The sequence below is a fragment of the Arthrobacter sp. B0316-5-4 genome, from assembly GCF_059090325.1.
Genome location: NZ_JBNHFN010000004.1, coordinates 510,816 through 528,787, shown reverse-complemented (window position 1 = coordinate 528,787; position 17,972 = coordinate 510,816). Strand labels below are relative to the sequence as shown.

At 59.4% G+C, this 17,972-nt stretch carries 19 protein-coding genes and 1 pseudogene; 10 read left to right on the top strand and 10 right to left on the bottom strand.

Annotated features, from left to right (window positions below; genetic code table 11):
• Nucleotides 1-43: 43 nt before the first annotated feature.
• The gene (locus tag AC5RU9_RS14395) at nucleotides 44-1,231 is read right to left on the bottom strand and encodes a TerC/Alx family metal homeostasis membrane protein (protein WP_416405055.1); all 1,188 of its coding nucleotides are present in this window, start codon (nucleotides 1,229-1,231) and stop codon (nucleotides 44-46) included.
• 182 nt (nucleotides 1,232-1,413) lie between these two features.
• Between AC5RU9_RS14395 and AC5RU9_RS14390 the strand changes: the two genes are divergently transcribed.
• The gene (locus tag AC5RU9_RS14390) at nucleotides 1,414-1,857 is read left to right on the top strand and encodes a hypothetical protein (protein WP_494016967.1); all 444 of its coding nucleotides are present in this window, start codon (nucleotides 1,414-1,416) and stop codon (nucleotides 1,855-1,857) included.
• On the top strand, nucleotides 1,854-2,159 hold the full coding sequence (locus AC5RU9_RS14385; protein WP_494016966.1) for a winged helix-turn-helix domain-containing protein: 306 nt from the start codon (nucleotides 1,854-1,856) through the stop codon (nucleotides 2,157-2,159). Before AC5RU9_RS14390 ends, AC5RU9_RS14385 begins: the two co-directional genes overlap by 4 nt.
• Before the next feature lie 66 nt (nucleotides 2,160-2,225).
• Here AC5RU9_RS14385 and AC5RU9_RS14380 read toward each other — a convergent pair whose 3' ends face one another.
• The 5 genes from AC5RU9_RS14380 to AC5RU9_RS14360 all read right to left on the bottom strand — a co-directional run bounded on the left by AC5RU9_RS14380 (nucleotide 2,226) and on the right by AC5RU9_RS14360 (nucleotide 5,013).
• On the bottom strand, nucleotides 2,226-2,465 hold the full coding sequence (locus AC5RU9_RS14380) for a PLDc N-terminal domain-containing protein (RefSeq protein ID WP_494016965.1): 240 nt from the start codon (nucleotides 2,463-2,465) through the stop codon (nucleotides 2,226-2,228).
• Between the two features lie 46 nt (nucleotides 2,466-2,511).
• The gene (locus tag AC5RU9_RS14375; protein WP_494016964.1) at nucleotides 2,512-3,063 is read right to left on the bottom strand and encodes a hypothetical protein; all 552 of its coding nucleotides are present in this window, start codon (nucleotides 3,061-3,063) and stop codon (nucleotides 2,512-2,514) included.
• A 45-nt stretch (nucleotides 3,064-3,108) separates the two neighbouring features.
• Nucleotides 3,109-4,176 carry a hypothetical protein gene (locus AC5RU9_RS14370; protein WP_494016963.1) on the bottom strand — a complete coding sequence of 356 codons (1,068 nt, stop codon included), beginning with the start codon at nucleotides 4,174-4,176 and terminating at the stop codon, nucleotides 3,109-3,111.
• Nucleotides 4,177-4,280: 104 nt separating this feature from the next.
• Nucleotides 4,281-4,688 (bottom strand): SRPBCC family protein, encoded by a 408-nt coding sequence (locus tag AC5RU9_RS14365; protein WP_494016962.1) that lies wholly within the window; start codon nucleotides 4,686-4,688, stop codon nucleotides 4,281-4,283.
• Nucleotides 4,681-5,013, bottom strand: coding sequence for an ArsR/SmtB family transcription factor (locus tag AC5RU9_RS14360; protein WP_494016961.1), 333 nt, complete (start codon nucleotides 5,011-5,013; stop codon nucleotides 4,681-4,683). The genes AC5RU9_RS14365 and AC5RU9_RS14360 overlap by 8 nt, the downstream gene beginning before the upstream one ends.
• Before the next feature lie 207 nt (nucleotides 5,014-5,220).
• Between AC5RU9_RS14360 and AC5RU9_RS14355 the strand changes: the two genes are divergently transcribed.
• Nucleotides 5,221-5,673 (top strand): hypothetical protein, encoded by a 453-nt coding sequence (locus AC5RU9_RS14355; protein WP_494016960.1) that lies wholly within the window; start codon nucleotides 5,221-5,223, stop codon nucleotides 5,671-5,673.
• Between the two features lie 9 nt (nucleotides 5,674-5,682).
• A complete protein-coding gene (locus AC5RU9_RS14350; protein WP_494016959.1) occupies nucleotides 5,683-5,877 on the top strand; it encodes a hypothetical protein in 195 nt (64 codons plus the stop codon).
• A 69-nt stretch (nucleotides 5,878-5,946) separates the two neighbouring features.
• Here the strand turns inward: AC5RU9_RS14350 and AC5RU9_RS14345 are convergent, their stop codons facing one another.
• Both AC5RU9_RS14345 and AC5RU9_RS14340 read right to left on the bottom strand, forming a co-directional pair.
• On the bottom strand, nucleotides 5,947-6,537 hold the full coding sequence (locus tag AC5RU9_RS14345; RefSeq protein ID WP_494016958.1) for a hypothetical protein: 591 nt from the start codon (nucleotides 6,535-6,537) through the stop codon (nucleotides 5,947-5,949).
• A gap of 176 nt (nucleotides 6,538-6,713) precedes the next feature.
• On the bottom strand, nucleotides 6,714-7,088 hold the full coding sequence (locus AC5RU9_RS14340) for a hypothetical protein (RefSeq protein ID WP_494016957.1): 375 nt from the start codon (nucleotides 7,086-7,088) through the stop codon (nucleotides 6,714-6,716).
• A gap of 209 nt (nucleotides 7,089-7,297) precedes the next feature.
• Here AC5RU9_RS14340 and AC5RU9_RS14335 point away from each other — a divergent pair, with 209 nt between their 5' ends.
• Both AC5RU9_RS14335 and AC5RU9_RS14330 read left to right on the top strand, forming a co-directional pair.
• Nucleotides 7,298-7,606, top strand: a complete 309-nt coding sequence (locus AC5RU9_RS14335; RefSeq protein ID WP_494016956.1) for a DUF8548 family protein — start codon at nucleotides 7,298-7,300, stop codon at nucleotides 7,604-7,606.
• A 49-nt stretch (nucleotides 7,607-7,655) separates the two neighbouring features.
• A pseudogene (locus AC5RU9_RS14330) lies at nucleotides 7,656-8,021 on the top strand (DUF8548 family protein); the annotation flags it as partial.
• Between the two features lie 359 nt (nucleotides 8,022-8,380).
• Here the strand turns inward: AC5RU9_RS14330 and AC5RU9_RS14325 are convergent.
• Nucleotides 8,381-8,887: a DUF6650 family protein gene (locus AC5RU9_RS14325; RefSeq protein ID WP_494016955.1), complete on the bottom strand. Its 507-nt coding sequence runs from the start codon at nucleotides 8,885-8,887 to the stop codon at nucleotides 8,381-8,383.
• A 207-nt stretch (nucleotides 8,888-9,094) separates the two neighbouring features.
• Here AC5RU9_RS14325 and AC5RU9_RS14320 point away from each other — a divergent pair, with 207 nt between their 5' ends.
• The 3 genes from AC5RU9_RS14320 (at nucleotide 9,095) to AC5RU9_RS14310 (ending at nucleotide 16,588) form a co-directional block, all read left to right on the top strand.
• Complete coding sequence (locus tag AC5RU9_RS14320) at nucleotides 9,095-12,166, top strand: DEAD/DEAH box helicase (protein WP_494017137.1); 3,072 nt, start codon at nucleotides 9,095-9,097, stop codon at nucleotides 12,164-12,166.
• 247 nt (nucleotides 12,167-12,413) lie between these two features.
• Nucleotides 12,414-15,341, top strand: coding sequence for an McrB family protein (locus AC5RU9_RS14315; protein WP_494016954.1), 2,928 nt, complete (start codon nucleotides 12,414-12,416; stop codon nucleotides 15,339-15,341).
• Nucleotides 15,341-16,588: an McrC family protein gene (locus tag AC5RU9_RS14310; protein WP_494016953.1), complete on the top strand. Its 1,248-nt coding sequence runs from the start codon at nucleotides 15,341-15,343 to the stop codon at nucleotides 16,586-16,588. Before AC5RU9_RS14315 ends, AC5RU9_RS14310 begins: the two co-directional genes overlap by 1 nt.
• On the opposite strand, the gene AC5RU9_RS14305 is transcribed toward AC5RU9_RS14310, so the two are convergent.
• Entirely contained in the window at nucleotides 16,569-16,760 is a 192-nt protein-coding gene (locus AC5RU9_RS14305; RefSeq protein WP_494016952.1) for a hypothetical protein, read from the bottom strand. The two genes, AC5RU9_RS14310 and AC5RU9_RS14305, sit on opposite strands and share 20 nt — an antisense overlap.
• Nucleotides 16,761-17,152: 392 nt before the next feature.
• Here AC5RU9_RS14305 and AC5RU9_RS14300 point away from each other — a divergent pair, with 392 nt between their 5' ends.
• Nucleotides 17,153-17,770, top strand: coding sequence for an Rv1352/Rv1906c domain-containing protein (locus AC5RU9_RS14300; protein ID WP_494016951.1), 618 nt, complete (start codon nucleotides 17,153-17,155; stop codon nucleotides 17,768-17,770).
• Nucleotides 17,771-17,972 lie beyond the last annotated feature (202 nt).

Sequence of the window (17,972 nt, the reverse complement as noted above, 5' to 3'; positions counted from 1 at the left end):
CACTTGCCCCGGGCGTTCGGCACGCCTAAGGCCCGGGGGAGGACTAGCGGTTGAGGAACGCCTCGTGCTGGCGGTGGGCCTCGGCCACTTGCTCGCGGATTTTCTCCACGTCCTTGGCCTTGTTCCGGTACTTCAGCGGCATCTGAACGATCTGCGCTTCCTCGGCGGTCAGGGCGCGGTAGATGCGCTCGCGCTCGTTGGCGTCGGCGGTGTAGTCGAGATCGAGGTAGTCCACTGCGTGACGGCGGGCGTTGTTGATGGCCGTCTGGGCCTTGCCCGCTGGGCTGATGAGTGAAAGCACCACGGTGATGACCAGGACGCCGATGATCACGCTCAGCGAGAGGCCGGTGGTGATTTCGACGACGTTGACGTGTTCACCGTCGTTGATGAACGGCAGGTTGTTCTCGTGCAGCGCGTGGAGGATCAGCTTGACGCCGATGAACGCCAGGATCGCTGCGAGGCCGTAGGAGAGGTAGATGAGGCGGTCGAGCAGGCCGTCGATCAGGAAGTACAGCTGGCGGAGGCCCATCAGCGAGAACGCTGTGGCGGTGAAGACGACGAAGACGTTCTGCGTCAGGCCGAAGATAGCCGGGATGGAGTCGAGCGCGAAGAGGATGTCCGTGCCGCCGATAGCGACCATCACCAGGAGCATGGGAGTCAGGGCACGCTTGCCGTTGACCATGGTGAAGAGCTTGTCGCCGTCGTACTTATCCGTGGTGTGGAAGAGCTTCTTGGCCACGCGGATGATGAAGTTGTTGGCCTGGTCGTCGCCGTGGTCACCGGGCTTGAGCAGGTTGCCTGCCGTGAGGAGCAGGATGAGGCCGAAGATGTAGAACACCCAGGCGAACGAGTTGATCAGTGCGGCACCCAGGAATATGAAGCCGGTGCGGGCAATCAGCGAGAACACGATGCCGAAGAGCAGGACCTTCTGCTGATCCTCACGAGGCACCCGGAAGCTGGCCATGATGATCAGGAACACGAAAAGGTTGTCGACCGAGAGGGCCTTCTCCGTGATGTAGCCGGCGAAGTACTCGGACCCCATCTGGCCGCCGCCAAAAATCAGCACCAGGATGCCGAAGACGATCGCGAGCCCCACATAAATGGAGGACCAGATGGCCGCTTCCTTCAGCGATGGGACGTGGGCCTTCCGGATGTGGAAGAAGTAGTCGAAGGCCAAAAGCGCCAGAATGACGACGATGGTGATGCCCCAGATGAGGGGAGAGACGGTCATATGATCCTGCTTTCGTGAGGCGCGCGAGTGGTGTTGCTCACCGAGGGTCAAACTCGTGGAATCAAATTTACCGGGTTGGGGATGCTGGCGGGTAAACGGCGTTGTGTGGTGGAAAGTACTTGACACTTTGGAAAGTACTTTCTTAGGCTGACAACGTCAGTCAACACAATTTTGGGGGAATCATGAACGAGAACACTGGCAGTATGTCGGCAGCGCAAGCGCGGGAACTGTTGGCCAAGGCGGACTCCATTGGCGCCACAACAACCAATGCCGCAGCCTGGCCTGTGGCTGTCCTCTTCACCAGCCTCGCGATCATGGGTTCATTGCTGATGATAGGCATGCACATAGTGGCCCACACCGGCTACGGTGCTGCGCTACTGGCGTGTTCCGTGGGCGCGTGGGGTGCAATCAGGGCTTCCATCTGGCCCATGTTCCAGCGGTCCACGAAAGCCGGTTACACCAAGCGGTTCCTGACGTCCCTCTTCGCATACTTTGCCCTCTATGTCGTGGCGCTCGTTGGGGGAACGTACTTCTTCCCCGACGGAAACCTATGGTTCTACATTCCGGCCGCGGTCGCACTGGCGCTGATTGGCCTTGCGGCTGCCTTCCGGGAACTGCGCGCATGAGCACGGCCGACGAACACCCGCGCCACAAGCTCAACGAACTCGTCCACTCGCCGGTCCGCTTCTCGATCATGGCCGCGCTGGCCAAGGCCGAGTCGCTGGACTTCAAGGATTTGCGGGACGCAATCCAGGTCAGCGACTCCGTACTGAGCAAGCAACTTGCCATCCTGGAGAAGGCCGAGTTCGTGAAGATCAAGAAGAGCTTCGCCGGGAAAATGCCCCGGACGTCGGCAAGCCTGACGGCTGCTGGACGTAGAGTGTGGGCGGCCCACCTGCAGACCTTGCGGGAGATTGCTGGTGGCTGACGGCCCGCGCTCCGAGAAGGTACGACGGCGGGGCGCGCCTTGGCGGCCTGGGTTTAGTTTGCGCTCTTAGAGCGTCTTCTTAAGGCGGACACTGTTGGTCGCACCGACGATCCTCGGTTTGGCGTAGAGCCACGCCAGGATGCCAAAGATCGGCAAGACGAAGAGAAACAGGATCCATAACGCGCGGGTGAGCTGGTCGAGTCGGTCCTCACGGAGGACATCAAATACGCCCCAAACGATAAGCCCGGTGACATAGAGCGCTGATGCTCCCGCCAGAATCACCGGTATCCACTGCCAAGCTTCCATGCCGTCCCCCTAGAACCGGCCGAATTCATGCACGGTACCACTGGTCTTATTTGCCGCGCATCGCCCTGAGATGTGCGCCGAAGTCCTCGGTGAGTAGGGCCAAAGGTTCTGCGGGGGCGCGCGTGGTGAGCCACATATACACGCGGCTTCCAGATCGGGCGACAATGCCACGCAGCTCATGATGCTGCAGACTCCACCCAGCAGTATCGATCCCGTTTATTTGGATGGACGTGGGCTGAGCGCTTGCGTGTTCCAGGGCGGCTGGCACGTCGCCTCCGTGTGCAACCATGTGGCTGTACGCGAAGCTTGTGAGTTCCTTTGCCAAAAGTTCGACAAGGTGCGCGCTCCGCATGGGCAGGTTCTGCGCCGGTTTGAGGGTGATCAGGCAATGCTCGCCCTTGCTCGCGTCGGCGAAGTTCGCAGAGACCATGATTCCCGCTGCGACCTCAGATGGGCCGGAAATGGAGGACGGGCCCGGACCCGCGTGTGACCAGTTTGCGGCGAACTCGCCGAAGTCGTCCGCGCGGGCTGCGCGTTGCTTCCGGGCAGCATCCCGAGCCGGATTGTCCGTTGCCAGTTGGTACATTGATCCACCCATACCCGCGATTCTCCACCCTGATTCGGGTCCCGGCGGGGATATCGCCTAGTCCGCGCGTACTTGGAGCCATTCGTCTTGGTTATTGGGCCGGTGCCAGAACTGTCGTGGCTGATCGGATTCGCGGGCCACGTCCGTGAGCCAGATTGTGCTGCCCGGGTCCCAACCCGCGATCACAGTTGCGGTGTCCGGATCAATGCGGACTGCGCGACCTGCCGCGCTGAGGTAGCCCGCGACGGTGAGGTGCACAGCGTCCCATTCCAATGCGGCGCGCTCCCAGTCAGGGATGAGCCAGCGCCCGTGCCGACCGGTAGTTCGGAACCAGTCATGGCGGCGGGATGCAGTGACCTCCAGCGGGTAGGCCCGGCAAAGATCGGTCCAATCCGTGGCCGTGCGTATCTCCAGAACACGCCCGGCCCCGCTCACAGGGATAGCGGTCGCGTTTTCCCACCCGAGGGAATCCTCCACGAGGCTGAGCCCTTCGGGGATTCGCGGGACAGTTTGCACGAGCCCATGCGGGATGGACCACCACTCTCCGCCCACCTGGGCCCTAATGTCTGCAGGGCGTTCCCACGCGGCGCGAACCTCCCCGGTCCGTTGGTTTCGTGCCCATTCGGCCAGGATTTGCTGGGGATTTCGGGGGAGTGGAGCTGGGTCGTTTGCGGAACGCCAGTCGATGGCCCACTGCCCCGGACGGAAGCCGTCCCACCACCATTGCGACGCGGGTGATTCCAATACGCCCGCTGCGACGTGTGCCAACGCAGCAGTCATCGCATCCGTGGCGGCGAGAGCGTCCTCACCGTCGGGTTCCTGCCAGTACCTGGCGGTGTCCACGCTTCGCTGCAGGGCACATGGCACCAAGGAATTCACGGTTTCCAAGTCCAATGCGCCTATGCGGGTAACCAACTCGGCGATGGTCGGAGCAGCTGGAACGGGCTCGGGCTCCTCCGACGAGCTGAGTGGGTACATGACCCTCGACCTACCGGCCGCCGGATCTAGGTTGTAGCCGATATGGAACACCGCCAGCCGTATCGCCGGGTCGGCCTGCATGGCGAGCTCCAGGCACAGTCGTCTTCCGCGGGGACCTGCAAGCAAGGACTCGGCATCGGGCAACATCAGCCCATCCTGCCATGGCCGTGCTGTGCTCGCCGTTGGTGCCGGATCTACGTCGGACGCAGTGCAGGAAAGTACGACGGCGGCACTCGCCTTGGGTGCCGGGGCTAGCCGGCGTTGACCAAGACCTGGTCGATGCGGGTGAGGAGGCCGGGCCAGCCGTTGCCCATGCCCTCGATGGCCTGGCGTCCCATTGGTGAGTCCAGGTTGAAGTCGGCGTGTTCAAAGTAGAGGGTGGTCCCGGCGTCGACCGTTTTCAGTGTCCACGTGATGGTGGTGTCCAACGTGCCTTCGGCGAAGCTGAAACTGATGGAGGTGCCGGGCTCGACCGCGAGGACTTCGCAGGGCTGCTGGCCCCAGCCGCCCATGTCCATGGTGAACCGGTGGCCGACCACGGGTGCGATGTCGCCGGGTGCCCACCAGCGGGCGAGGAGGTCGGGCGTTGTCAGGGCTGCCCACACGGCGTCCTGGGGGTGCGGGAAGGTGCGTTCGAGGCGGATCGCGTTTTCAGTCATCGGTGTTTTCCTGTTCAGTAGATTGGCCGTCCAGTAGGTCGGCCAGGGCGTCGAGCCGCTGGTTCCAATATTGCTCGTAGTGCTTCAGCCAGCCGCTGACTTCCTGCAACCCGGCGGCTTGGAGGTGGTAGATCCTGTGCCTGCCTTGCCTTTCCTCCTGGATCAGGCCTGCTTCCTTGAGGACGCTGAGGTGTTCCGACGCCGATGAGCGGCTAAGTTCCAATCGACCCGTCAGTTCGCCCGCGGTCAGGGGACCTCCGAGGAGGCTGTCGAGGATGGTGCGCCGCGAGGGGTTCGCCAGGGCACCGAAGACGTCGGGAAGCACCTGATGATGATATGTCGGAAATTTCCGAAATGACAAGGTCGGGGATGATTGCCGGCACCTAGGGGGAGTGCTCAGCCACTCATCTTCGGGCATTTGAGCACCTATTTTGGCTGGGCCGCCACCTAGTTTGGGGCTTTTGGGCACCTAGCCGGTGGTTCCTCGGCGCAGGCTGTGCGGGTCAAGCAAGATCGTTCTTCACTAGGAGCAATGATGATCCTGAAGTACATCAGCAAGATAGCAATCGTCCTGGCCGCAAGCGCTGCGTTGGTTCTCACTGGCTTGGCTCCGGCCACCGCAGCTGAGCCGACGGCGCAGACCCATGCGGCCGCCGTCGAAATACCTGCCGAGGTGAACAGCCCGGCCCCGCCGGAGCCGGCCGGGCAGTACTACTCGTTTTGCACCAACCTGGGCATGTCGTTCAACTGGACCACCAACGATCCCGCCACTTGTCCCGGGTACTTGGACGTGTACATCGGTGGGCAGCAGGTCTCGCACCTTAACATCGGTGGAAGTCCGGGGTCGGTCCTGTGGAGCTGCGCGTTGGGCGTGGGAGTCAGCATGGTCACCATTTTCGCGCCGGGCGGTGCAGTTGTCGGGTGGGCGCTCGCGGGGACGTTGTCGAGCATAGGGCTGACGCTAATGGGCTGCGCCGGTTGGTAGCGTGCCGTGATGACTGAGGGCAGCCCGATGAAAAGGATTCCGTCCCCGTTGCAGGTAGTGATGTTCTTTGCGTTGGCCGTGATCTTCGCCAGCTGGCAACCTTTTGTTTGGTGGCGGGGCCTGGGGGCGGTGGTGATGCTGGGGTTCGGTTGCTACGGCATTTACGTGTTGCGGCGGAGCAAACGACCTGATTCCAGGGCGTAGCCTCGAGGCACTGAGTGACTCGGGCTTTGATGATGGCCTGCGGACTGACGTCTGCTGGCCGTCTCCTTGTTAGCGGGTGTTTTGATCCGGGCGAAAGCGATTCTGAAAGTCAGCGTCTCCGGAGCCGGCTACGAAACCGAAGTCGTAGTCTCCATGGTCAGGCCGGGTCTCACGCTCCAGCTTCATCGCCGTGGAGGGAGTGAAGAAGCTTTTGGCGATACCGCTTTCGGTCTCGAAAGTGAAGGATCCAAAAATCGTCGGGTCCATGCGATGCCTGAGCAGGAGTGTCGTTTCCAAGCCATGGACTTCGGAGGCGACCGGGTGATAGTCGTCCAGGTGTCGGCCCCAGATGGGCAAAGACAGAGGGAATGAGAGCTGGACGGCTTCGGGAAAAGCAAACGGGATGCGCTCAATTGAGAGGCCATAGGCATCATCCACGCCGTCGGTCTGGATGATCAGTCGTCGGGGGTCGAACGCGCGCGTAGGTCCGTCCGGCAACTCCTTCGCGGACCACGTAAAGGCCCTCGGGTGCACAGAGATGGCATAACTCATCTGATGGTTGAGGCCTTGGCAGAAAACGGTGCCTTCATAGGCGCTCGCTTGTCCTCCGCCCAAGGCTTTTCCGATTGCTATGGCCAGGTTTTCGGAGGAAGTGTCCACGCCTCATCCTTGCACGACTGGCGCGGTCTTTCCGGGAAGTCTCGCCGTCGTTACTTGCCGGAACGGACTTCCGCAGGAGGAAGACCACGGCATCGTGGGTGGGGCCTCATTCCGGCACACCCCGGCTGCCGTGGTCTTACCTGTCACGCCCTTGATACTGTGCGCTGCTTATGCAATCACTTCGTGACGTGCACAACTACCGTTCTACTCGTTGCCTGTTCTGTTCCGGGATTGTCGATGCCGGTAACTGTCCAGTTGCTTAGAAGCAGAACGGTCTTTCCCGTATCCGCGTTGTAGACGACTTTCTTGAAACCGAGTGCTTCCAAATCGTCGTCGAGTGCCTGTGCATTCATTCCAGCCACATTTGCCGGGATGATGGCAGTTGCTGCAGCGGCTGGAGTTGTTACCACGGCAGCAGGTGTAACTACCGGAGCCGGTGCGGCTGTTACCGTCGCCGTCGCCGTGACCGTGGCGGTTACGGTAGCCGTCACTGTCGGAGCGGCTGCAGGTGATCCTGCGCAGCCTGCCAAGGCCAGGCTGGACAAAACCACTGCAAGAGCGGATTTCTTCAATTTTCCCCATTTCAAAACCGACGGCCGTAGCCATTGCCCCCATTTCGCTCTCGGGCTGCGAGCACCATGGAAGTGTAATCTTCAAGTAATTGGTCGACCATTTGTTACGTGATACAAACCCACGGGTTCTGTTGGCGCGACACAATGTTCGAAACCCATGAGAGGCGGCTGCTTGTTAGAGTCCGTCCATGACCGCCGAACTCCATGAATCAGCAGCGAAGCTGGCCGATGTATGCCGCACCATCTTTCAGGACGAATCCAGCTGGATTGAAGCCGATGGCTATCCGAGCAGCCTTGCCCTGTGCATCGTGGACTCGATCTTTTCAACAGGGTCCCATTACTCCAGCGTCGTGAACGTGATCACTGCATATCGTGCAATGAGGCGAGCCCAAGGTGGAAATCCTAATACCGACGGCGCCACAGAGCTGTTGGCCTCCTTCGAGTCGGCCGGGGGAAGCGCAGGGTGGGCTGACGCCGTAAGAAACCCGGAAGCCTGAGTACACGAGAGCAGGAGCACTTCTTAAGGCAGAAGTTGTTCGTGGAGCTGCGCTGGCTATGGCGTCACTTGAAGGCGGCGCAATAGAGACCGCCGAGGACATAAGAAGGGAGTTCCCTGTCGATCCGGAGCTGCAAAGGATCAAGAAGGCGTGGCTACGCCTACCTAGTCAGTCGTCGGGTGTGACGTCCAATTATCTGCTGATCCTCGCTGGGCTGCAGTCCGTGAAACCTGACCGCATGGTGGTCCGCTTCATTGAGGAGCACGCAGACCTCGATGGGCGTCAGCTCACGCCGAAGGAAGCGGCGGGCCTGATAACTCAGGTGGCCGAGTTGTACCCGACCGAGCTCCGCAAGCTGGACCACGTGATTTGGCGGTACGTGCCGGGACGGGAAGTTTTCGGGCGGTTGACTTGACGTAACTCATGGTGCCGGAGGCAGCCTCGCACTGCCTCGAACCTCCCTTCATTCAGGACACCAGTCCGTGCAGCCAGACGGCATGGTTTTTCATCCATATCGAAGAATAGGACCGTCCCTGACAAGCGACAACTTACCCTCGAGGAAGCAACTGAGCTGAACACCCTTATGGCTTACTTTGTACTCCACCGAAGCCAATAAGCTGACCATATTTTGACGACAATGCCTCGCGCCGGGATGATTTCGTTATTCCGTCTCGAGCATGAGAATCCGAGATAGACCAACGGTAAAACCTGCCCATACTGTAAACGACCTCCGAGCAGTGGGGCTGAGTTGTGGTGGCTGCTATTTCTGACGTCTCAGTTTGGCATGACTCTTGCACGGTGTGGCCGGTTTGCATATGCCGCCGACCCCGGTTCTCGGGCTTCAACCCCACGAACAACGGTGGCAACGCCTTGTACAGCTGTGTTTAGGTCATGCTGCAAGTCACCAAGGAAAACGGCATAGAAATTGGGCTCTGAGTCGGCGTCTTCAAGATAATGGTGGCAGGCAGTCATCATGTCCGATAGCCACTCCTGAGCCTTGGAGTTAGGGCGAACTTGGTCCACAGCGTGTCGAACACGGTCTCGCATATCGATTACGCTGAGGTTTGCGCGATTGTAGTCCTCTAGGGTATTGGCGTTTGGTATCTCGGCTGGAACCTCAACTGACAACGCGCGTCGATGCTGAAGATCCCAGATGAGATGCCGGAGAACGCGTCTTTCGTTGTGCCGCACTTGCACCCAGAAGGTGCCATATGCGATTCCTACGGTCAAGACTGCGCCTATCACGGCAACCACGACATCTGCCCAGAAGCTATCCCACATGGAATAAATCTAAGCGGCACTCACAATCCACGTTGTTTGTGACGAGTCTCGTGCTAGCAGTCGATGCCAAGCAACCCGTGCTGATTGGTGGATGTTGTGCCCGCCCAATACCCTGGCGCAGTGAACACATTTGATGGGGGAACCGGCCGGGAAGTACTTCCCGAGGGACTTTACGAGCTTCTGCACACCACGGGCATTGAGTCTAAGTTGTCGTTGCTGCCCGACTTCGACTCGATCGTTGACGACGTTGATCCGGACGAGAGCCCCGAAGTACTTTCCCGCCACATCGCCGAAGCTGTTAGGAATGCGCTGGCCGCCACGAAGCCGGAAGACCGGGTGGCCCTCGCCAACAAGCTGCTGTCGCAGCTGCAACCTGAGAGCCAGGTCACGCCCGGTCCACGTCAATTGCTTTCCCTCCATAAGCCCGACGCGCTCAAGCGGCGTCAGCTCAGACGGCCCACCACAAAGCTCAGTGAGTCGGCACTCCTAACGAACGGCAAGGACGAGCCAAACCTCGCCGCTGAGCTGAGGACGGAAATCGAGTCGGCAAACACCGTGGATCTGCTCTGTGCGTTTGTCCGTTGGACGGGCCTGCGGCTTCTCGAACCAGCTCTTGAGCAACTGCACGAGCGTGGTGTGAAGTTCAGGGTCATCACCACCACCTACATGGGGGCCACGGAACGCCGAGCTATTGATGAGCTCGTCCGACGTTACGGCGCCGAGGTAAAGATCAGCTACGAAACCCAGGCCACACGACTCCATGCCAAGGCTTGGCTTTTCAGGCGGAACACTGGTTTTGACACCGCATACGTCGGCAGCTCGAACCTCAGCCGGGCAGCCCTGCTAGATGGTCTGGAATGGAACGTCCGACTCAGCTCAATCGCAACGCCAGATCTGCTCAAGAAGTTCGAGGTCACCTTCGACAGCTATTGGGAGCAGAAGGCCTTCCAAGCTTACGATCCCAACCGCGACGGAGATAAACTCGACGCTGCTCTGGAACGCAATGGCGGGAAGCGAACGGCCGCCCCCAATACCATCACGGGGCTCGAGGTCGTTCCGTTCCTTCACCAAGAAGAAATGCTTGAGGATCTCGAAGCTGAAAGGTCAAAGGGGTTCAACCGCAACCTTCTTGTCGCCGCAACAGGCACAGGAAAGACGGTCATCGCTGCACTCGACTACAAAGGCTTATGTGAAGCGGCCGGAAGGCCATTGTCCTTGCTGTTCGTTGCTCATAGGCAAGAGATCCTCAGGCAGTCCCTGCGTACATATCGCAATGTTCTGCACGACGGATCCTTTGGTGAGCTTTATGTCGGCGATCATAAGCCCGAACACTGGACGCATCTCTTCGCCTCAGTACAGTCGCTGGCGTCCCTTGGGGTCCAGACATTCGAGGCCAACCAGTTCGACGTCGTCGTCATCGACGAGTTCCACCACGCCCTGGCACCCACCTACCGCCAGCTGATTGATTACCTGCAGCCCCAGCAACTTCTAGGACTAACCGCAACCCCGGAGCGTGGCGACGGAGGCAACGTCGCCAAAGAATTCTTTGAGGGGAGAACTGCCAGCGAGCTCCGGCTCTGGGACGCCTTAGACGCGGATCTCCTCGTCCCATTCCACTACTTCGGCGTCTCTGACGACGTAGATCTCCGCCAGCTAAATTGGAAGCGCAATGGTGGATACGACGTTGCTCAACTTGACCAGATATACACGGGCAACAACGCTCGTGCGGCAAAGGTCATCCGAGAACTTCAGGACAAAGTCGTCGGTACGGAACACATGCGGGCGATCGGCTTTTGCGTTTCGGTCCAGCATGCCCGGTATATGGCCAGAGTGTTCAACGACGCCGGCATTCGCTCAGCTGCGGTCGACGGCGGTACGGATGAGGCAGCACGAGCCGACGCCCTCAATCTGTTGCGTAACCGCGAGATCAACTGTATTTTCGCCGTCGATATTTTCAACGAGGGGCTCGATATCCCTGAGGTGGACACAATCCTCATGCTGAGGCCGACGCAGAGCGCCACGATCTTCCTGCAGCAGTTGGGGCGTGGCTTGCGCCGAGCCGACGACAAGGCCGTGCTCACGGTCCTGGACTTCATTGGCCAGCAGCGTCGAGAGTTTCGTTTCGATCTGCGCTATAGGGCACTCACCGGTTACGGTCGCAAACAACTGGAAAAGGCTGTCGAAGAAGAATTCCCGTACCTTCCATCGGGATCCCAAATTGTGCTGGATCGCGTGGCACAGAAAGTCGTACTGGACAATATCAAGGCCCAGCTTCGCTTCAACCGGAACCAGTTGGTCACCGACATCAACTCATACGGAGAAGTCGAACTTGCCTCATATCTGCGGGAGTCGGGCAACGATCTGAAGACTATTTATAGGACAACGCGTGACTCGTGGACCGGTTACCTACGTCAAGCGCAACTGATAGAAGGATTCTCTCCGCTTGAATCAGCGCTGAAAGGCGCCCATCACGACCAAGCTGGTGCTGAAGAGAAGAAGTTGCTCGGACGAATGGCCGCCCTCATCCACGTTGACGATCAGGAACGAGCGGATGCTTACGCCATGCTCGTTTCTGTAGACGCGCCCCGCTACGCGGAGCTGGGCCCCCGCGAGCAGACTTTCGCGCGAATGCTTTTCTACACGCTTTGGGATGACGGCGGCGGTTTCAAGACGTACGACGACGGTCTGGATCACCTTCGCACCTACGGCTTTGTGTGCAGTGAGATTAAGCAAATCGTGAGCCTGGGAGCCGCATCATCCAGGCATGCCCCCAAGGGTCTCGGTGCTGGCCTTCAGCACATTCCGCTGTTGACTCATGCCACGTACCGGCGAGAAGAAGTTCTCGCGGCCCTGCAGTATGGCTCGCTGGAACTTGGGAAGAACGTGCAGCATCGCGAGGGCGTGGCTTGGTGTCCTTCGACCGCGACAGATGCATTTTTCGTGACGCTAAACAAGGACGATCGGAAGCACTCTGCGACGACGATGTACAAGGACTACGCCATCAGTCCGGAGCTTTTTCATTGGGAGTCGCAGAATGCGACGTCGACTACCAGCCGAACTGGCAAGCGGTACTTGGATCGCCGGGCTCATGGATCCCACCTCGTCCTCTTTACTCGCAACACGGCGGAAGACGAGACCGGGCTTACCGTTCCTTACACGTGCCTTGGGCAGGTCGACTATGTGCAGCACGCGGGGGAGAAGCCAATTGCTGTCACGTGGAAACTCCATCGCCCCATGCCGGCAGATGTGTTCGCAACAGCTGCCGCCGTGGCGAAGTAGAGATTTTTCAGCGACATCCCTAATGGCAGCCATCCTCGTCACATATCAGGTGCCCCTGTGTCTTCTCCGCATTCGCGCATAAGCGGTGCTAGATATATAGATGGTCGTGAATGTTGAGCTGAGATCAGCCCTATTGTGGCTCCGCGGCCCAGGCGCATGTCGTGGCGCCGACTGAGCAGAAATCGGAGTCGTGGATGTCCCGTTTTGTAGAGTGCGAATCTTTGGTGCTATTTAGGACGGACGCAGCGTGAGCGATCCTAAATGGCAGCAATTCATGGAGTTCGGTGCGCTCTTCGCTAAGACTGTCGATCTGGACGCTGACGAGTACAGCTACAAGATTGCAGTTGCCGAGCGACTCCGGAGAACCCGGGAAACCTTCCTCGAACAGGATCAGGAATGGTTCGAAGCGCTACGGCGGGACATCGCGTCATCCGGGTTGATGAATCGATACTTCATGATGCGACTGATCGACCTGGGCCGGACAAAGCCCGGTGAACTGTGGCAAGTGATTGCCTTGCTGTGGGATGGTGACTTGGATACCGGGCGCATCGACGAGTTCGCGCTTGCTCTCCGTCCATACAACCAAGAGCAGTTCTCCGTTGGCGGCATCATCGGTTTCGCTTCCCTCCTGCTCATGGGACGGGACCCGTACCGTTTCCCGCCTTACCGGGCTCAGGCAGCCAAGAAGTTTCTGAAATTGGTTGGCTGGGATGACAGGGGTGCGAATGGAGACCCTTCGCGCCGCTATGAACTTCTGCTGGAGGCTCTCGACGAAATCATCCGGCTGGCTCCCGAGCATGGCATTCAACTTCGCGATCGTTTGGACGCGCAGGGCTTGATGTGGACTGTGATGAATGTGGATCCGACGGATAAATGGGGGCCGGGGGACAGCGCTGCATTCCGGGACTGGAGGGGCGACAAGATGGGCACTGGAATCAAATCCGGCGACGCCGAGCAGACCGAAACGCCAGCGAGGCTGATCATCAGTGCGGGTCTTCGAGGCGAGCCTTCGCCCCTGGACGGACACACGCACACCTGGACGTCGGAGGCGGCGAAGGACCTAGCGTACCGGAGCTCGAACACCGATGTTGGCCCTGGTACTTTTATGGCCAAACTGGAGCGTCAGCTGGCTGGCGCCCCCAGGGCAACCGTCCTTCTGGCGGCTGAACTGGTTTATCTCCAAGTTTTTCCCCTCGAGAATGTGACGGCCGCAACTAAGATCGCTCGGGTGGAGAAGGTCCTCTCCTGGGTGCCCGGGGCCAACGTTGAGCTGCCGGAGGAACTGCGCGAGGGCCTTCGAGCCAAGGGTGCCTTCAACGGGGGAGTAGGCTTCAACATTCAAGTCGCAGACCACGTCGGCTGGCTCAGCCGGTTCGTGGAATTTGTGACAGAGCAGCCGGAAGATCTCACTATTGCGGTCCTGGAAGACCCTTGGGCATTCATTGGCCTGACTCAGAAGGTCCCCAAGGACTGGCCAACAATCCGCTACAGCGTAGAGTTCCTGGCGTGGCCGGATCAGCTTCAGCCCGTTGTGAGCCGAGAGCACAGGATCAAAATCAGGAATGCTTTCGCCGGAATCATCGGAGGGCCAACCGGCGATACGGACCTCGACATTGCCAAGGACCTGCTAAACATCCGCAGAGCCCAGCAGGGCGACTCGGACGAATTTGTCGAATGGTATGAAGAGCCGTACCTGAGCGAGTGGCAGCCTTCGGGCGACCACGCCGAGCGACGAGCCTGGCTGGTCCGCCAAAACCAAGGCGGCGTTGCGATGGTGGATTCCTGGCTCGGAAAAGACTTCGTCTCCCTTCGTGCCCAGCACCTCGGTTCGCCTTCCCCGCAAAGCAGTTTCGACCAAGTACAGGCTGCCGTGAATGCCGGCTACCAGCACATCGATTACGCGGAACGGAAAGTCCGAGCGCGTGAGTTCTACCGCTTTCTCACCCAGATGAAAGTGGGCGACCTGGTTCTCACTGCCTTCGAGAGCAACCTTTACCTGGGCATCATTACCGGCGAAGCAGAATACGCCGACGATGAGACGTCCCGTCTGCGCAGGCAGGTTGCCTGGCGGCAGGAAGCCATTCCCAACGCGGAGCTTCCTGCACCGCTGCCGCGTCTCTTGGAGGAGCAGGGCTCCGTCGTCGACCTGACTGATGGGCTCTCAATCATAGGTGCATGGTTTGGGACCGAAACCGAGGGTGGCACCGAACCGGAGCCGCCCACACTGACGCAGGCCGCCGTCGTACCTCAACTGCGCGAGGCGACCGCCGATCTCGCAACCAAGTTGCATGTCGAGCGCGACGATATTCAGGAAGTCATTCGTTTGCTGCAGACGCGTCAGCAGATCGTTTTCTACGGTCCTCCCGGGACCGGCAAGACGTACCTGGCGGGCAAGATCGCACGCTTCCTCGCGGGTGAGGAACATGGGGACCACGTTAAGACGGTGCAGTTCCACCCCTCCTATGCATACGAGGACTTCTTTGAGGGCTATCGTCCCGCGAAGTCCGACGGCGGGGATGTTGGCTTTAGTCTTGAACCCGGGCCTTTGCGGCGAATCGCCGCAGAGGCTTCGCTGGACGGGAACCGTGACAAGCCATATTTCCTGATCATCGATGAGATGAACCGTGGAAATCTGGCCAAAATTTTCGGTGAACTGTATTTCCTGTTGGAGTACCGTGACCAAGGAATCAACCTTCAGTACAACCCGCAGCAGACATTCGTGTTGCCGCCGAACCTGTTCATCATTGGCACGATGAACACAGCCGACCGCTCGATTGCGATGGTGGACGCCGCGATTCGACGCCGGTTCGCCTTTGTGGAGCTTCATCCGCAAGAGGGCATGATCTCGGGCATGCTGGAGCGCTTCCTGGAAACGACTGGACAACCAGCCTTGCGCGCTGACCTGCTGAATGCACTGAATAGCGAGCTTGGGGACACGAAGCGCGACTTGATGATCGGGCCTTCATACTTCATGAAGGAGCATGCGGAAACTGATCAAGGCCTGGCTGAAATCTGGAAGTACGAGCTGTTGCCGTTGCTCGAGGAACACTATTTCGGACAAATGAGTCGGGAAAAGATCCGTGAGAAGTTCGGCCTCGCCGCCATTCGGCGCAGGGCGAGTGGTCCCGTCGGGCTGGATGCCGATGTTTCGGAACCTGGCAACGCCCGAGCCTAATGCAGACGGAGATCATCCTCGACGAGCTTCAGGGCTACCCGGAGCCCGTAGTGCTGGAACGCGATGTAGCGGCCACCCTGCGGGAGACGGGTTTGGTTTCCGTCGTCCCGGCGCACAACGGTGCTTGGACAATTCTGCCTTCCGGCAAGGTTGGAGCCGTCCAGATCGATGACCTTCTGGTCAGGGTGAACCCCAAGGAAAAGGTAGGTCTCAGCAGGCTCCTCTTTTTGCTGGGCTACGCCGCCGACCCAGGGTTTAGGCCAGACAACGTGGCTGCAGAAGAGGATGAGGATCTCTTTGTTGCGCTGGGCGAATCGCTTGCAAGGCACGGCGAACGGGCACTCGAACGGGGCCCGCTCAACGGCTACGTGCACATGGAAGAATCGCTGCGGACAGTAAGAGGGCGCATCCGCGTCGGCGATCAGATGACCCGTCGACCGGGGATGCTCTTGCCGCTAGAAGTGTCCTATGACGACTACACCTCGGACGTAGCGGAAAACCAGATTCTTCGCGCGGCAATTCGGATGATGCTCCACATTCCGCGGTTGACTGATTCACTTGTTGCGCGACTGGCGCACCTGGATTCAAAGCTCGACGGCGTTTCGGCCCTGAACCATGGAGCTCCGCTGCCGTTGTGGAGCGAATCTCGTATCAACGGGCATTACGTGCCGGCGGTGAGGTTGTCCGAGATCATCCTTCGGACCATGTCCGCCGAAGCTGGAATGGGTCACCGCGCAGTTGCGTCTTTTGTGGTGAATATGGCCACCGTGTTCGAGGACTTTGTTGCGACCGCGCTGAGGGAAGCGCTGGAGCCATATCCAGGGCTGACGGAGTGGCAATACGAAGCGTTCATGGACGAAGCAGAGCCCTTGTATCCGAGCAGCGACAGAGTGCGGATGTATGTGGACGTGGTGCACTCCGTCCGCGGACTGCCGGCGATGATCTTTGATGCCAAGTACAAGGCCGCGTCTGTTGGTGGAGCTTATCCGAATGCGGACCATTACCAAATGCTGGCTTACTGCACCGCGCTTGGGGTGCCGCTTGCTTGGCTCGTTTACGCAGGTGCGGGAAAGCCCCGTTCCCGCCGAGTACTGAATACAGGGGTGTCCGTGGTGGAGTTCCCGTTGGATCTATCGCAGGAACCGGAGGCGCTATTGAGGAGAATTGCGGAGCTGGCGGACCGGGCGTTTCGTGGCACTTTCCAGAGGGGCGAGGTGCAGTCCAAAGCTAATTCCTGCGGAATGTGATGAACATTCCCGTATGGGTCTGGGCATTGGTGCCTGGAACCATGGAAACTACCTCGTAGCCAGCGTTGCACCACTCGTTGAGCACGTGCGTCGCATTCGGGACGTCAACCAACATCTCACCCCGACCGGTCATGACGTAATCGCGCACCCATACCATTCTGTATTCAGCCATGACCCAGACGATATCTTGTCCGCTCAGCTTTGAACGGATGTGGCCAAATAAGGAGGCTCGCTGAGGATTTGTGACATCTTCTCCATCTTTTGCAACGACTGGGAATGTCAGCGGGCCAGACAATGGATCGGTTGCTGGGCAGGGGTGCTAATCTTTCGGCGACACCGAACCGCTCCGCACGTTCCACGGGGGAATCAATGACGCACGATCCGAACCAACCACCGCACTCAGGCATGTCGGGCGGGCCTCAGCCGTTCGGAGCGCAGCCGCGAAGCTACAACCCCCAACCACTCCCGTTCCAGGGTTTCGGTGGAACGCCTCCACCGCGTCAACCTCAAGGCCTAAACGGGTCAGGGAAACCGAAGAAAGACTTTGGGGCGTCGTTTTGGATAATGAGTTCACTGCTTGGTCTTATTGCAATTGTTGATGCTGGTTTAGGCCACGGTGAGTCAATTCTGATCTTCTTGGGTCTCGCTGCCTTTCTAACCGGACTGTATTCGCTCATCTTTAAACGGCGGTCCTGGGCCGCGTTGCCGGGCCGAACCGCTGCGGTCTGCGTCACCACCGCGGGGATCTGCTCGCTACTGCTCGGCGGAATCGCGGCGGGCGTCGACGGATCCAAAAAGGTTGCGCTGACCGCCCAGCCCAAGACGGCAATCGAGTTGGAAGCCGACGTATCTGCCGATCTCGCAAAGCGGGAGGAAGAAGTTAGGAAGGCAGAACAGGCTTTGAAAGCCCGGGAAGGGGCTGTGACGGCAGCAGAGGGCGCCGCAACCTCAACCGCGATCAAAGAAGGTATCTGGACCGTTGGCAAAGACATAGTTCCTGGCGTCTACAGGACAACCGCGGAAGTGTCGGCCGACTGCTCCTGGGTTATAACTCGCACTGGAAGTAACGGCAAGGACTACCTGAGTTATGACTTTTACGTCAAGGGTGGGTTCCCCATGGTAACTCTTGCCGAAGGCCAAACCTTCGAAACGGAACACTGCGGAAACTGGGCTAAGCAATAAGTCTCGGGTGCCCATCCCACGCTTGATCCAACTTCAGGCTCCTCAGCGCTCGGAATTTCTTACATCAGGCTATCTTGCCGGCAACCAACCTCGCGTCGAGCCCAACCCCGCCCGGGATCGACGAGTAGTGCCGAGTCAGCCACGGTAACCCCACGGCCTATAGCCCCGCCTGCTCGGTGACTGCGGCCCGCGCCAACATTAG

Coding starts and splice junctions, on each gene's coding strand:
- AC5RU9_RS14395 (WP_416405055.1), bottom strand. CDS start 1,231: ATGACCGTCTCTCCCCTCATCTGGGGCATCACCATCGTCGTCATTCTG.
- AC5RU9_RS14390 (WP_494016967.1), top strand. CDS start 1,414: ATGAACGAGAACACTGGCAGTATGTCGGCAGCGCAAGCGCGGGAACTG.
- AC5RU9_RS14385 (WP_494016966.1), top strand. CDS start 1,854: ATGAGCACGGCCGACGAACACCCGCGCCACAAGCTCAACGAACTCGTC.
- AC5RU9_RS14380 (WP_494016965.1), bottom strand. CDS start 2,465: ATGGAAGCTTGGCAGTGGATACCGGTGATTCTGGCGGGAGCATCAGCG.
- AC5RU9_RS14375 (WP_494016964.1), bottom strand. CDS start 3,063: ATGGGTGGATCAATGTACCAACTGGCAACGGACAATCCGGCTCGGGAT.
- AC5RU9_RS14370 (WP_494016963.1), bottom strand. CDS start 4,176: ATGTTGCCCGATGCCGAGTCCTTGCTTGCAGGTCCCCGCGGAAGACGA.
- AC5RU9_RS14365 (WP_494016962.1), bottom strand. CDS start 4,688: ATGACTGAAAACGCGATCCGCCTCGAACGCACCTTCCCGCACCCCCAG.
- AC5RU9_RS14355 (WP_494016960.1), top strand. CDS start 5,221: ATGATGATCCTGAAGTACATCAGCAAGATAGCAATCGTCCTGGCCGCA.
- AC5RU9_RS14350 (WP_494016959.1), top strand. CDS start 5,683: ATGACTGAGGGCAGCCCGATGAAAAGGATTCCGTCCCCGTTGCAGGTA.
- AC5RU9_RS14335 (WP_494016956.1), top strand. CDS start 7,298: ATGACCGCCGAACTCCATGAATCAGCAGCGAAGCTGGCCGATGTATGC.
- AC5RU9_RS14325 (WP_494016955.1), bottom strand. CDS start 8,887: ATGTGGGATAGCTTCTGGGCAGATGTCGTGGTTGCCGTGATAGGCGCA.
- AC5RU9_RS14310 (WP_494016953.1), top strand. CDS start 15,341: ATGCAGACGGAGATCATCCTCGACGAGCTTCAGGGCTACCCGGAGCCC.
- AC5RU9_RS14305 (WP_494016952.1), bottom strand. CDS start 16,760: ATGGCTGAATACAGAATGGTATGGGTGCGCGATTACGTCATGACCGGT.
- AC5RU9_RS14300 (WP_494016951.1), top strand. CDS start 17,153: ATGAGTTCACTGCTTGGTCTTATTGCAATTGTTGATGCTGGTTTAGGC.